General features: G+C 68.2%; 9 protein-coding genes. 2 read left to right on the forward strand and 7 right to left on the reverse strand.

Annotated features, from left to right (window positions below; all coding sequences use genetic code 11):
* Window positions 1-66 precede the first annotated feature (66 nt).
* The 7 genes from OSC30_RS03510 to OSC30_RS03540 form a co-directional block, all read right to left on the reverse strand.
* Window positions 67-1128: a serine hydrolase domain-containing protein gene (locus tag OSC30_RS03510; RefSeq protein WP_267170438.1), complete on the reverse strand. Its 1062-nt coding sequence runs from the start codon at window positions 1126-1128 to the stop codon at window positions 67-69.
* A 162-nt stretch (window positions 1129-1290) separates the two neighbouring features.
* The gene (locus OSC30_RS03515; protein WP_267170489.1) at window positions 1291-1959 is read right to left on the reverse strand and encodes a M15 family metallopeptidase; all 669 of its coding nucleotides are present in this window, start codon (window positions 1957-1959) and stop codon (window positions 1291-1293) included.
* Window positions 1960-2078: 119 nt separating this feature from the next.
* The gene (locus OSC30_RS03520) at window positions 2079-3689 is read right to left on the reverse strand and encodes a serine hydrolase domain-containing protein (RefSeq protein ID WP_267170439.1); all 1611 of its coding nucleotides are present in this window, start codon (window positions 3687-3689) and stop codon (window positions 2079-2081) included.
* 88 nt (window positions 3690-3777) lie between these two features.
* Window positions 3778-4992 carry a dipeptidase gene (locus OSC30_RS03525; protein ID WP_267170440.1) on the reverse strand — a complete coding sequence of 405 codons (1215 nt, stop codon included), beginning with the start codon at window positions 4990-4992 and terminating at the stop codon, window positions 3778-3780.
* 17 nt (window positions 4993-5009) lie between these two features.
* Window positions 5010-6299, reverse strand: a complete 1290-nt coding sequence (gene lysA / locus OSC30_RS03530) for a diaminopimelate decarboxylase (RefSeq protein ID WP_267170441.1) — start codon at window positions 6297-6299, stop codon at window positions 5010-5012.
* Between the two features lie 73 nt (window positions 6300-6372).
* Complete coding sequence (locus OSC30_RS03535; protein ID WP_267170442.1) at window positions 6373-9423, reverse strand: TonB-dependent receptor; 3051 nt, start codon at window positions 9421-9423, stop codon at window positions 6373-6375.
* Between the two features lie 47 nt (window positions 9424-9470).
* A complete protein-coding gene (locus OSC30_RS03540) occupies window positions 9471-10910 on the reverse strand; it encodes a transglutaminase-like domain-containing protein (RefSeq protein WP_267170443.1) in 1440 nt (479 codons plus the stop codon).
* Between the two features lie 197 nt (window positions 10911-11107).
* On the opposite strand from OSC30_RS03540, the gene OSC30_RS03545 reads away from it, so the two are divergent.
* Together OSC30_RS03545 and OSC30_RS03550 are read left to right on the forward strand one after the other, a co-directional pair.
* Complete coding sequence (locus OSC30_RS03545; RefSeq protein ID WP_267170444.1) at window positions 11108-12259, forward strand: DUF819 family protein; 1152 nt, start codon at window positions 11108-11110, stop codon at window positions 12257-12259.
* Window positions 12260-12278: 19 nt separating this feature from the next.
* Window positions 12279-13679 (forward strand): C40 family peptidase, encoded by a 1401-nt coding sequence (locus OSC30_RS03550; RefSeq protein WP_267170445.1) that lies wholly within the window; start codon window positions 12279-12281, stop codon window positions 13677-13679.
* Window positions 13680-13718: the final 39 nt, after the last annotated feature.

A 13718-nucleotide genomic window follows, 5' to 3' on the forward strand; every position in this document is an offset into this window, starting at 1 on the left:
GCGCACCCTGTGCGCGACCGCGGACATCACGGTCGCGCATGGGGTGGGCCCCTGCAAAAGGGCGGCTCACTCCTCCAGGAATGGCTGCGCGATCTTCAATACCGTCTGGTACGGCTCGGGTTCGTTGCGGTTGCTGAGCAGGATGATCGTCAGGTGCTGCTTCGGCCAGCGCACGATCACGTTGCGGAAGCCGATGCTCTCGCCCGAATGCCAAAGGGTGTCGCCGGTGATGCGCCAGCCGTAGCCGTAGCTGGCCTCGTACGGCTCGCCGGTGACCTTCGCGTGCGGGCTGAAGGCGGCCTTGCGCGAGGCGTCGCTGAGCAGGCGGTCGTCGTAGAGCGCCGCGTCCCACCGGACCAGGTCGTCGATGTTCGAATAGATGCCGCCGTCGCCGCGGGTGGCGGAGGTGACACTCTGGTCGGTGCGCTGCCAGTGGCCGTCGATCTCGCTGTAGCCGTAGGCGCGATTGGGCACGCGGCTTTTCACCGGCGAGGGATCGTCGTGCACGTAAAGCAGGGTGTGGTCCATGTGCAGCGGCGCGAAGACGCGCTGCTGGAGGAAATCCTGCAAAGTCTTGCCGGACGCCTTCTCCACCACCAGGCCCAGCAGCACGTAGCCGGTGTTGCTGTAGCGGTAGGCGCTGCCAGGAGGGAAGTAGCTGCGCGGCGTGGCCGAGAGCATCCGCAACACGTCCTGGTCGCTGACTTGCGCGGTCTGGTCGGGCGGGATCAGGTCCTCGTAGTCGATCAGCCCGCCGGTGTGGTCGAGCAGCTGGCGCAGGGTGACTACGGCGGTGGTGGCCGGCAGCGAAGGCAGCCAGTGGCGGATGGAATCGTCGAGCCCGAGCTTGCCGTCTTCGGCCAGCAGCAGGATCGCGGCCGCGGTGAACTGCTTGGTGATCGAGGCCAGGCGAAAATCGGTGCCCGGGGTGACCCGGGTGTGCTGCTCCAGGTTGGCCAGGCCGTAGCCCTTGCGCAGCAGCGGCTTGCCATCCCTGAGCACGAGCAGGGCGGCGCCGGGACCGTCGCCCTGGTACTTCTGCATCAAGCGGTCGGCGTGCCGCAGGGCGTCGGCGGCATGCACAGAGCCGGCAAGGAAGAACGAGGCGAAAAGCAGGGCGAGGCGCATGGTCTTTCTCCGTGCGTGGAACTCAAGCCCCTCTCCCGCCGGGAGAGGGGTTGGGGTGAGGGTTCGGCCAGCGCGAGGTGCGCGCTCCGCCCGAACCCTCACCCGCCTGTCGGCAGCCGCTCCCGAGGGGAGCGGACTCGGCCGTGTGCCGTGATGCACGCATCACTTCACCGGCACGTCGTAGATCGTGTGCGGCGTGGGCTCGTTGGCCCAGGTGTAATGCCACCACTCCAGCGGATAGTTCTTGAAGCCCTCGCGCTCCATCGCCGCGCGCAGGCGCAGCCGGTTGGCGTGCTGCTGCGGGGTCACGTCCGGTGCATCGGTGTGGGCGCGCAGGTCGAAGAAGTCGAATGGCGTGCCCATGTCCAGCGGCCGGCAATGCGCGCCCTCGGCATCGCACTGCTCCATCGTGAGGTCCGTCGTGCCGCCGCGGCTGTGCCCGGAGACCGACGCGATGTAGCCATCCAGCAGCACGCGCTTGTCCAGGTTCGGGTAGTGCGCCGGCTTGGTCCGCTGGTCGGACAGGTCGTGCGCCCAGCGCACGAAATGCGACACCGCGCGGGCGGGTCGATAGCAATCCCACAGCTTCAGGCGCATGTGTGCCGCGCGCAGTTCGTGCTCGACCCGCGCCAGCGCCTCGGCGACCGGGCGCTTGAGCAGGCATTTGGGCGCGAGATAGCCGTCGACCGCTGTGCCGACGAAGTTGTCCCGGCCGGCATACTTGATGTCCTCGGCGATGTCGGGGACGAGCGTGCGGATGTCGACCAGATCGGCCGCGGCGGCGGTCGTGGCAGGGGAGAGCGTGGTGGCGTCCCTGGCCAGCGCTGGCATCGCCACTGCCAGTGTGCAGGCCAGCGCGAGCTGGCTGCAGGAGCGCACCCTGTGCGCGACCCGATCGTTCCGCTCCGCCCGGTCGCGCACAGGGTGCGCTCCTGCACGAGTGTTCCGCGTCATAGGCAGTCTCCGATGCGCTCGAAATGCAGGTCTTCGTAGTCCGAACTGAAGTCGCCCAGCGGATCGAGCTTGGCCATGGTGAGGGTGGGCGGGGCGCCGGCGTGGGGGTCGAGCCAGGCGTCCAGGTCGACGGCCGGATCGTCCCACTGCACCAGGTAGCGCTTGCCCAGCCGCTTGACCGTGCCCTTCATGTGCGGCGATTTGCGCGAGGCCCACTGCACCGCACCTTCGCGCGGACACAGCGCGATCTCGCCGAACCACGGGTCGCGATAGCGGCCGCTCCAATCGAAAGCGGACGGTGCCACCGTCGTGGCGCCGGCGGTGTCCGGCGGGCGCGCGGCGGCCGGACGCTGCGCCGCCTCGTGGTCGAGTGCGTCGGCATACCAGCTGACGCCATGGCCGTCGTCCGGCGCGGTGAAATGCTTGATCAGCACCTCGCCCAGTACGGTGCGCGCGTCCCCGGCTTCGCCGTTGATCATGAACACGAAGCCGCTCTTGCGGTCCGGCAGCAGCGCCAGCATCGAGTACATGCCGCCTAGCGTGCCGGTGTGCCAGACCACCCATGTCCCGTCGACGTCGGCCATGCGCCAGCCGTAGCCGTAGGCCATCACGTGGGTATGGTCCCAGGCGCGGCGCTGGTCGGAGACCGGGATCAGCATATGCGGCGCTTGCAGCTCCTTTCGCTGGGCGGAAGAGAGCCACCCGAGCTGCGCCGGCGTGGGCGCCAGCCAGTTCTTCGCCCAGGCGAGCATGTCGGTGAGGTCGCAGCGGATGCCGCCGGCCGGGGCCGAGGTGATCCCCGGAATGGCCGGGCCGTCCTGGCGCATCGGCAGGTTGCGGCCATCGCGCTGGAAATGCGGTTGGGCCACGTCGCCGACGGCATCGCGGTTCCAGCGGCCGACCTGGCAACGGCCGAGCCCGAGCGGTTCGAACACCTCGCGGTGCATCAGCGCCTCGTAGGACGCGCCGCCCGCGGCCGCGGCCACTTCGCCGGCCACCACGTAGAGCAGGTTGTCGTACTGGTACTGCGAGCGGAAGCTGTAGCCGGACTGGATGTAGCGCAGCCCGTGGATGATGTCCTGGCGGGTGAAGTCGTTCGGCTCGGGCCACAGCATCAGGTCGCCGCCACCTTCGGGCAGGCCGCTGGAGTGGGTAAGCAGGTCCGCCACGCGCATGTTTTTCGTGACCCAAGGGTCGGCCATGCGGAAGTCGGGCAGGTACTTCGTCACCGGGTCGCCCCAGGCGAGCTTGCCCTGGTCGACCAGCCGGCCGAGCAGCGCCGTGGTCATCGCCTTGCTGTTGGAGGCGATCTTGAAGAGCGTTTGCGGGGTGATCGGCTGGCCGGAACCGGCGATGGTTTCGCCGCGGGTGGCGGTGTAGACGACCTGGCCGTTTTCGATCACGCCGACGGCGATGCCGGGAAGGTGGTAGCGGGCGACGACGGCGTCGACGATGGGGTCGTAGGTCTTGTCAGCTGAAGCGTTGGCGGGCGAGGCGAGCGCGCTGCTTGCCAGGCAGGCCGTGGCGAGTAGGGCGAGAGTGAGGCAAAGACCTCCCCCTCTCCCCAGCCCTCTCCCCCGAGCAGGCTCGGGGGAGAGGGAGCGCATGGTCGCGGGCCGGACTGCTCCCTCTCCCCCGGCCACGCCGGGGGAGAGGGTTGGGGAGAGGGGGAGGCCTTTCGTCGTTCGGTGACGCTCAATGTTGGGCATCGCGCTCCACCTCGCGCCACACGCGCAGCAGGTTGCCGCCCCAGATCTTGGCGATGTCAGTGTCGCTGAAGCCGGCGCGGCGCAGCGCGGCGGTGAGGTTGCGGGTTTCGCTGGCGTCCTTCCAGCCGGTGATGCCGCCGCCGCCGTCGAAGTCCGAGGCGATGCCGACATGATCCACGCCGGCGACGTCGGCGATATGGCGGATCTGCCTGACGTACTCCGCGACCGTGGCCAGCGGGTACTTCTGTTCGATCTTCGCCATGCCTGCCGCCATCGCCGGCAGGTAGTCATGCTTGTCGCTGTCGTATTCCTTGTCGCCGGCCTGGCGTGCGACCTCGGCCTGCAGCTTTTCTTCGGCCGCCGCGCGCGCCGGATCCTTCTTCAGGAACTCCTTGTACGCCACCGCCTGCACCACGCCGCCGTTGGCGGCGACCGCGCGCAGCAGGTCGTCGGGAAGGTTGCGCGGGTTGTCGAGCACGGCGCGGGCACCGGAGTGCGAGGCGATGATCGGCGCCTTCGAGGCGGCCAGCACGTCGCGCGCGCAGGCGTCGGAGGCGTGCGAGATGTCCACCATCATGCCCAGCGCGTTGGCGCGCGCGACCACCTTTCGGCCGAAGTCGGTCATGCCGTGGTCGTCGGCGCTGTTCATCGCCGGCTCGCCGTGCTCGGTGTCCGGCTGCGAGCTGGTGCACAGGTCGTTGTCGCCCACGTGCACCAGGCCGACGTAACGCGCGCCGCGGTCGTAGGCCGCATCCAGCCGGTGCAGGTCGTGGCCGAGCGAGTAGGCGTTCTCGATGCCGATCATCGCCGAGAGCAGGCCGGCCTTGTGGTTGGCCAGCGCCTGCGCCGGCGAGGTGGCCAGGCGGATGCGGTCGGGGTAGCGCATCAGCATGCGGCCGATCGCCTCGTACTTCGTTTCCGCCTGCCGCACGGCCTTGGCGTAGCCGGCCGCGTCGAGCTTGTGCTGTGGCACCCAGATCACGAAGAACGCGGCGTTCAGTCCGCCGCGCTCCATCTTGCCCAGGTCGACCTTGAGCGACGTGTCCTTGCCGACGTCGAAGCGCGCCTCGCGCATGTAGGTGAACGGGATATCGACGTGGGTGTCGATGGTGATCGGCGGATCCGGCGGCGCTGTTTGCGCCAGCGCGGGCATCGTGGCGCCTAGCAGGGCGAGGAGGACAAAGTGGCCAGGTCGGGTCATGCGCTTCTCTCCTGCGGTCATGGGGCCAGCCAATCCTGCGCCGGTTGTTCGCCCGCGACCATCTCCTCGAGGGTCTGCCGCCGGCGGATGACGGCGTAGCGGCCATCGTCCAGCAGCGCCTCGGCGGCGAGCGGGCGCGAGTTGTAGGTCGATGCCATCGAGGCGCCATAGGCGCCGGTGCCCTGGATGGCGAGCAGGTCGCCGGGCGCGCACGCCGGCAGCACGCGCCCGCGGGCGAAGGTGTCGCCGGTCTCGCAGACCGGGCCGACCACGTCGTATGTCGCCAGCGGCCGCGGCTCGGGCGAGACCGGCACGATGTCGTGCCAGGCGTCGTAGAGGCTCGGGCGCTGCAGGTCGTTCATCGCCGCGTCGAGCACCAGGAAGCTGCGTTCGGTGCCTTCCTTGATGCGCAGCACGCGGGTCAGCAACACGCCGGCCTCGGCGACCAGATAGCGGCCCGGCTCCAGCAGCAGCCGCCCGTCGAAGCCGGCCAGCGCCTCGCGGACCACCTGCACGTAATCGGCCGCGGCGACCGGTTGGTCCTGCCCGGCGCGGTAGCGCACGCCCAGCCCGCCGCCGACGTCGATGCTGGCGACCGGATGCCCGGCCTGCACCAGCTCGCGCCAGAACGCGGCCACGCGATGCAGCGCCAGGCGGAACGGCGTGAGGTCCAGGATCTGCGAGCCGATGTGCACGTGCAGGCCGTCCAGCCGCACGTGCGCCAGTTGCCGACCCTCGGCGAACCAGCGGCGCGCCTCGGCGATGCTGACGCCGAACTTGTTCTCCGCGCGGCCGGTGGAAATCTTGGCGTGGGTCAGTGCATCCACGTCCGGGTTGATGCGCACGGCGGCGTTCGCCACCACGTGCCGCGCCGCGGCGACGCGTTCGATCGCGTGCAGCTCGTCCAGCGATTCGACGTTGAAGCGGGCGATGCCGGCGTCGAGCGCGGCGCCGATTTCCTCGTCGGTCTTGCCGACGCCGGAAAACACGATGCGCGCGGCCGGGATGCCGGCTGCCAGTGCGCGTTGCAGTTCGCCGGCCGAGACGATATCGGCGCCCAGGCCGGCGGCGGCCATCAGTTCGAGGATCGCGCGGTTGCTGTTGGCCTTGACCGCGTAGCAGATGGTGGCATCGAGGCCTTGCAGGGCGGTCTGGAGCTCGCCGATGCGTCGTCGGATCGCATTGGCCGAATAGGCGTGCAGTGGCGTGCCCAGGCGTTCGGCCAGCGCGTGCAGGTCGACGCCATCGAGAAAGGGTTGTGGTTCGGGCACGGAGGAAGTGTCGTCGTGCCGGGAAGAAGCGATCATGGGGATCATCTGGCAAATGGGCCCAAAAAAAGGGCGGCCCGCGATGACCGCGGGCCGCCAGGCGGGGAATGCCTCAGAAGTCCACGCTTACGGTCAACTGGGTGAAGCGCGGCGCCTGGAAGCCGATCGGCAGCCCGAAGGTGGCGTCGGTTTCGTTGGAGATCGCGCTCTGCAGATCCTGATCCACCTGCACCTTGCGCTGCTGGTTGAGCAGGTTGTAGACGGCCAGCTTCACGCGCAGGTTGCCGCCGCCCTCGAACGGCAGGATGTAGCTGAGGCTGGCGTCGAAGGTGTAAGTCCACGGCAGGCGGCCGTAGTCGCCGCGCGAGGAGTGCTGGTACACGCGCTCGGCCGAGTTGTCCGACTCGCAGTTCTCCACGCAGATGTAATAGCTGTGGTAGTTGCTCGCGTCGAACGGGTTGCCCACGCCGAAGCCGGTGATCGGGCCACCCGAATGGATGTCCGCGTTGCCGCCGATCTGCCAGTGCGGGGTGATCGCGTAAGTGCCGCGCAGCTTCAACTGGTGGCGGCGGTCGTTGGGCAGGAAGCCGTTGCCGCCGAAGTTCACCCACGGGTCGTCGTAGTTCTCGGTGCGGCCGGTGTCGTCGAAGTTGGTGTCGGAGTTGACCGGACCCTCGGCGTTGCCGCGGTTCCACGCCATCGTGTAGGAGGCGTTGAACGCCCACTTCTCGTCCCAGGCGCGGTCGAGCTGGAATTCGACGGCGGTGTAGGTGCGCTTGGGTTTCACCCAGCCGCGCTGGCCGATGTAGACCATGTTCGGTTGGGTCTCGCCATCCTCATCGACATAGGTGCCCTCCTGCTGGTACATCGCCCAGCCTTCCTTGGAGGTGTCGACGGTGAGGTAGCCGTCGGACTCGCCGTCGCAGTTGGTGTCGCCCCACACGGTGACCTTCTGGCCCGGGTTGGCCATCACCCAGCCGATGTAGCCGTCCTCCCCGCACTGGGCGGTGGCGCTGATCTCCATGTCGTCGATCGCGTTGTGCAGGCGGCGGTAGGTGCCGCTGACGCCCCACGACCAGCTGTTGTCGATCATCTGCTGGAAGCCGATGATCGCCTCGTCCTGGTAGACCGGATCCATGTCGTGGTCGACCTCGGCGCGCAGGTCGCCGACCGTGCCGTCACCCTGCGACGTATCGGTATGGCTGCCCGGCAACGCGTCGCCGACGATCGGCATGGCGTACTCGAAGCCGTTGATCTCGCGCGTCTCCCAGCCGAGGAAACGATGGGACGAGCGCTCGTCCAGCAGGCCGCCGGCCTGCTTGATGTTGATCACGTTGGCCACCGGCAGGTAGTAGCGGCCAAGGTTGCCGAACAGCTTGGTGGTGCCGTCGCCCTTCATGTCCCAGGAGAAGCCCAGGCGCGGGGCGATCTGGCGGTCGATCTTGATGTAGCTGTTGCCCGCCGAATCCTGGTTGTCGAAGCTGTCGTTGCGCAGGCCGCCGTTGAGCACCAGGTTCGGGGTGACCTGCCAGTTGTCCTCGATGTACCAGGCCGCGTTCTTGGTCTCGAACGTGCCGCCGATCTCGTAGCGGCGCACGCGCACCCAGGCCTCGTCGCCCACCGGGACGCGACCGCCACCGTCGGCGCTGCCGACCTGGCCGCCGGTCGGCGCGGTGTTGACGTTGTAGTAGTAGCCTCCCGGACCCGGGTAGCGGCGGCCGTAGTCGGAGGTGTCGACCTCGTGGTCATAGCCGAAGCGCAGCAGGTGGTCGCCCAAGGTCCAGTTGAAGTCGGCGCGGTACTGCTTGCGGATGTCCTCGCGCGAGGCCACCTGCGAGGAACTGGTGCAGCCCAGCGGCAGATCGCCCGCGGGCAGCGGTACGCCGGCCTCGACCGCCACGCGGTTGCACTCTTCGTCACGCTGCGAGCTGACGTCCGCCTGGCGCTGGTTGCGGCCGTACATCAGCTTCATCGACAGGTCGTTGGTGAGATAGCTGGTCCAGGTCAGCGCCCAGTTCTTGCCGCCGGTGTCGGTGTAGACCTCGTTGGTCTTGTCGCCGCGCGTGTCGGTGTCGTAGTTGTAGCTGTAGACGTCGCCGACGTCCTTGTTCTTGTCCGAGAAGGCCATCAACGACAGCGTGTTGTTGTCGGTGACGTTCCAGTCGATGGTGGCGCCCCAGAAGCCCTCGTTGGCGCTGTGGTCGGTCATCGTGGTGCCGACGTTGTCGGTGTTGTGCGGGCTGGCGCCGCGCGCTTCGTACATGGCGAAGAAGAACAGCTTGTCCTTCACGATCGGACCGGACGCCCAGACGTTGGTCTTGATCAGTGAATCCTGGTCGCGGCTGGAGGTGTAGTAGCGCTCGCCGTCGAAGTAGTAGTCATGGCCGGCGGCGTGCCAGGCGCCCGGCTCCATGGTGATCGTGGCGCCGCCCTGGAACTGGTTGGTGCCCGAGCGCGCCACCGCGTTGACCACGCCGCCGGTGGTGCGGCCGAACTCGACCGAATAGCCGCCGGTCTTGACCTGGAACTGGTCGTAGAAGGCGAACGGCGCTTCGGAGAAGCCGTTGCGGTTGTAGAAGTCAGTGACGTTGAGGCCGTTGACGTAGAACGCGTTCTCGGCGATCGAGGAGCCGCCGAAGGAGATGCCGCCGAAACCGGCGTCGCCCTTGACCACGCCCGGCGCCAGCAGCGCCACCGAGCTGACGTTCTGGTCGACCGGCAAGCGCACCAGGTCGGCGCGCGAGACGATCGTGGCCGATTCGGTGGAGCTGACGTCGATGACCGGCAGCACGGAACTGGTGACGTTGATGGTGGCCAGGCTGGTCGCGTCGACCGCGCCCAGGTCGACCGTGGTGGTGGTGCCCAGCGCGACCGTGACGTTGCGGGTCGGACCGACCTGCTGGCCGCCGCTGCTGGCGCTGATCGTGTACTGGCCCACCGGCAGGAACGGGAAGCGGTAGTTGCCTTCGCCGTCGGCGGTAATGGTGCGGGTGAAGCCGGTGGCCGGGTTGTTCACCGTCACCACGGCGCCGGCCTCGGTATGGCCGGTCACCGAACCGTCGTTGTTGGCGGCGTGCGCCGGTGGCGCGCCGAAAGCGGCAAGCGCGAGCCCGAGCGCCGTACCGAGTACGGTCCTGCGCATGTTCCAAACCTTGCTGGTCATGTCCCCTAACTCCCCTCGACGCCCGGTCGATGTCTGTGAACTGTTGGTTACTTGTCGTTGCGTCCGTGCAGGAATTGCCAGTCGAAGTCGTAGTCCCACTGGTCGAAATACAGATTGCCGCCGCGCCACTCGACCTCGCCGCGCTGCGAGTCCACCGTCTCGGAGCGCGGGTATTGCTTGGCCGGTACGAACGGACGGCTGTAGTCGTCGTTGAAGGCGATGCGGTAGGCGTCCAGGCCGCCCAGGTAGAACCATTGCAGGCGCGGATCGTCGCCGGCCGTAGGTTCGAGCTGGCCGAAGGTGACGTCCACCGGCATCCAGCCGTAGGGCGCCAGGTACAGCTGGCCCCAGTCGTGGATGTTGTTGTACTTGCCCTCGGAGAACATCCAGCCGGATTGCCAGCGGGCCGGGATGCCGTTCAGGCGCAACAAGGTGAGCAGCAGCAGGGTCTGCTCGCCGCAGTCGCCGTGGCCGGCGTGCAGGGTGTAGTCACTGATGTTGCTGATGGTCGAGTATTCGCGCGCGCCGGCCCACGGGATGCGGTCGACGGCGATGAACAGCTTCTGCGCGATGCGGTAGGGATTCTTCTCGTCGCCGACCACCTTGCGCGAGAACGCGCGCAGGTCGTCGGTGAAGACGATGTGCGGTGCGCGCTCGCTCACGAAGGGCGCAAGCTCGGGTGTGATGGTCGCCGGCACTACCTTGTCCGGGTCGACCGGGTGGTACTGCGCGCGCAGGGTCAGTTCATAGGTGAGCTTGAAGACGGTCGGCTGGCCGGCCGTGGCAGGCGCCTCCATATAGGCGGTGCGCTGCAGCGTGTCCGTCGGCGCGACGCGGGCGCCGGCGGGCGTGCTGGCGACCAGGCGGATGTCGTCCTGCTGGCCGGGGATGGCGCGCGGGTAGGGGATCCAGGCCTTGAGGGTTTCGCCGGACGGCACCGCGTCCGGGTTCACTGTCACCGTCTGGGTGACCCGCACGCGCATCGGCAGCACGCCGGTCTGGCCGCTGGCGAGCGCCTCGCGCAGCGCGGCGCGGTGGTGGTCGTTGAGCGTCTCGTTGGGGCCGTCGGTGATCGGCGCCTGCACCGCGCGACGCGCGCGCGCCTCGGCGCTGAGACGATAGAGGTTGGACGGCGCGCGGTTGAAATACAGCGTGCGACCGTCGATCACCATGTGTTCGAGTAGCCCGGCCTGGTCCCAGCGTGCGAATTCGGCGTCGGTGAGGTCGGGGATCTGCTTGCGGATGCGCGCCTTGGCTTCGGTGGCGGTGAGCGTGAAGTCGAGCAGGATGCGATGCATGCGCTCGCGCTGGAACTGCAACGCTTCGCGCGCTTCAGGCGTGAGGCCGGGCTGGGCCAGCGCGTTGGCGATGGCGGCACGGGCGGCGTCGAAATGGCCGTGGTCGATCTGCGCCACGATCGCCGGCGGACCGGGCGGCGGCAGGCTGGCCAGCGCCGGTGTCGCGCAACAGACAAGGGCTGCCAGCATGGCGCCCGCCAGCGCGCGCCGGCGCGCCGGTTCGTGTTTGCGTTGCTTCGCTGGCACCCTCGTCATTGCGCGAACGCCCCCGCCAGTTGGCATCAAGGGCTTGTGTAACACGCTTGCAAAAGGTGGTCAATAATTTATGCTTCGATTCAACGTATGAGGAATGGCATATTCCTGACGCGACGCACGAGGGGTAGCGCGTGATCCACACGGTATGGCCGTATCTGGCCGTGATGTTGCTGGCCGCCGGATTGTTCCCGGCGCTGGAGCGGCGGTTCGGCTGGCGCGTGTTCAACGTGTTGCCGCCGATCGTCTTCACCTACCTGCTGGTGACCGCGCTGGCGGTTTCGGGCCTGTGGCAGGTGAACGAGGAGATCCGCACTGCGCAGTCGGTGCTGGTGTCGCACATGGTGCCGGCGTTGCTGTTCCTGCTGATGATCAATTGCGACCTGCGCGCGATCTTCGCGCTGGGGCCGCGCGTGCTGGGCGTGTTCGCATGCACCTCGGTCAGCCTGTTCATCGCCTTCATCGCCACTTTCCTGATCTATCACCGCTGGCTGCCGGGCGACGATTGGCATCCGCTGGCCGCGCTGTCGGGCAGTTGGGTGGGTGGGACCGCCAACATGATCGCGGTCAAGCAGGCGATCGCCATGTCCGACCAGCACCTGGCGATGAGCCTGCTCACCGACGCCCTTTGCTATTCCATGTGGGTGGCGGTGTTGTTCGCGGTGGCGCGGCTGGCGCCGGCGTTCAACCGCTGGACGCGGGCGAAATCCAGTGGCGATCTGCAGGTGGTCGAACCGCCGAGCGCCGGACCGACGACCACCGACAGCGTGCTGCTGTGGCTGGGCATGGCGCTGGGCGTGGCGGCGATCGCCGCGGTGGTGGCGACCTATTTGCCGACCTCGACGATGATCAGCGCCACCACCTGGACCATCCTGCTCGCCACCGGTGCGGGCCTGGTGGTGGCGCACACGCCGCTGGCGCGCTACCCGGGCGCCGGCACCATTTCCAGCGCGTTGCTGCTGGGCGTAGTGGCGGTGCTTGCTTCGCAGAGCAACTTCCACGGCATCGCCGCCGCGCCGCTCTACCTGCTTTGCGGCGCCACCGTCATCAGCCTGCACGCGGTGCTGCTGGTGGGCTTTGCCAAGCTGTTCCGCTTCGACCTGTTCCTGTGCGGCATTGCCTCGCTGGCGCACATCGGCGGCGTGGCGGCCACGCCGATCCTGGCGGCGAGCTATTCGCGCGCGCTGGTGCCGGTGGGCATCCTGCTCGCGCTGCTGGGTTACATACTGGGCACCGGCTTCGGCCTGCTGGTGGCGTCGATCATGTCGGCGCTGGCCGGGGCATAGCGCCATGAGGACCACGATCATGCGAACTTCCCTCACTTCGATGCTGCTGGCGCTGGCGCTGGCGGCGACGCCCTTGCATGCGCGCGAGCAGGTCTCGACGCTGCCCATTCCGCCCTCGGGTGTATTGGGCGTGGGCGATGCGCAGTTGACGCCGCAGTTCTGGATCGGACTGCAGGCGCAACCGGACAAGGCAATCATGAGCCGCGCGCAGATCGACGCGCAGAACGCGGCGCTGTTCGCCCGCGACAAGTCCATGCACGAGCTGCGCAAGCTGCCGGCCACGCTGAGCGGGAGCCAGGTGCGCGGCTGGATCGGGGATCTGGCCGATCCGCCGACCAGGCCGCTGTACGACGTCGAGGGCAAGCCGGTGCCGGCCGCCACGCTCCAGGGCATCACCCAGGCGCGCGCGCTCGATGCGGTCCCCGCCAGCCAGAAGACCCGCTACGGCATGGTGGTACGCCGCGCCGCGCTGCGCACCTTCCCGACCACGCTGCGCGTCTTCCGCGAGCCGGGCGATACCGACATCGACCGTTTCCAGGAAACCGCCGAGTTCCCCGGCACGCCGGTGGTGATCGCCCACGCCACCCGCGACGGCCGCTGGCTGTTCGTGGTCAGCCCGCGCTATGCCGCCTGGACCGAAGCGAAGAACATCGCCGAGGGCAGCAAGGAGGCGGTGTTCGCCTACGTCGACAAGACGCCGTATCGCATCGTTACGGGCGCGAAGGTCCATACCGTGTTCACCCGCGAGGCGCCGGCGGTCTCGCAGGTCGAGCTGGACATGGGCACGCGGGTACCGGTGCTAACCGACCTGCCGCCGGATCAGCCGGTCAACGGCCAGACCCCCTACGCCACCCACGTGGTCGAGTTGCCGGTGCGCAAGGCCGATGGGTCGCTGGCGTTCAGCCCCGCGCTGATCCAGAAGAACGCCGACACCGCCGGCGACTACCTGCCGCTCACGCCGCGCAACCTGATCACCCAGGCGTTCAAGTTCCTGGGCGAGCGCTACGGCTGGGGCCATGCCTACGACGGCCGCGACTGTTCGGGCTTCGTCTCCGACGTCTACCGTTCGCTGGGCGTGCAGATGCCGCGCAACACCTCCAGCCAGGGCGTGAGCCCGGCGTTCGCCAAGCAGGCCTTCACCAAGGCCAGCTCGCACGAGGAACGCCTGCGCGCGGCGAAGAACCTCAAGCTCGGCGACCTGATCTACATCCCCGGACACGTGATGATGTCGCTGGGGCAGTGGCAGGGGCAGCCGTGGGTGATCCATGACGTCGGCGGCATGCGCTATCGCAAGGCGGATGGTTCGACCGCGCACGTCAAGCTGAACGCTGTTTCGGTGACGCCGCTGCTGCCGATGCTCTACGGCTCCGATTCCACCTTCATCGATCGCATGACCAGCATCGTGCGCATGCGGCCCTGAGCGGTCCGTAGGGTGGGCTTCAGCCCACCAGACGTTCCG

It is taken from the genome of Frateuria hangzhouensis, assembly GCF_026410505.1.
Classification (GTDB): Bacteria; Pseudomonadota; Gammaproteobacteria; order Xanthomonadales; family Rhodanobacteraceae; genus Frateuria_A; species Frateuria_A hangzhouensis.

Excerpts from the sequence above, each read along its gene's own strand:
- OSC30_RS03510 (WP_267170438.1), bottom strand. The coding sequence starts at position 1,128 with ATGCGCCTCGCCCTGCTTTTCGCCTCGTTCTTCCTTGCCGGCTCTGTG.
- OSC30_RS03515 (WP_267170489.1), bottom strand. The coding sequence starts at position 1,959 with ATGCCAGCGCTGGCCAGGGACGCCACCACGCTCTCCCCTGCCACGACC.
- OSC30_RS03520 (WP_267170439.1), bottom strand. The coding sequence starts at position 3,689 with ATGCGCTCCCTCTCCCCCGAGCCTGCTCGGGGGAGAGGGCTGGGGAGA.
- OSC30_RS03525 (WP_267170440.1), bottom strand. The coding sequence starts at position 4,992 with ATGACCCGACCTGGCCACTTTGTCCTCCTCGCCCTGCTAGGCGCCACG.
- lysA (WP_267170441.1), bottom strand. The coding sequence starts at position 6,299 with ATGATCGCTTCTTCCCGGCACGACGACACTTCCTCCGTGCCCGAACCA.
- OSC30_RS03535 (WP_267170442.1), bottom strand. The coding sequence starts at position 9,423 with ATGACCAGCAAGGTTTGGAACATGCGCAGGACCGTACTCGGTACGGCG.
- OSC30_RS03540 (WP_267170443.1), bottom strand. The coding sequence starts at position 10,910 with ATGCTGGCAGCCCTTGTCTGTTGCGCGACACCGGCGCTGGCCAGCCTG.
- OSC30_RS03550 (WP_267170445.1), top strand. The coding sequence starts at position 12,279 with ATGCGAACTTCCCTCACTTCGATGCTGCTGGCGCTGGCGCTGGCGGCG.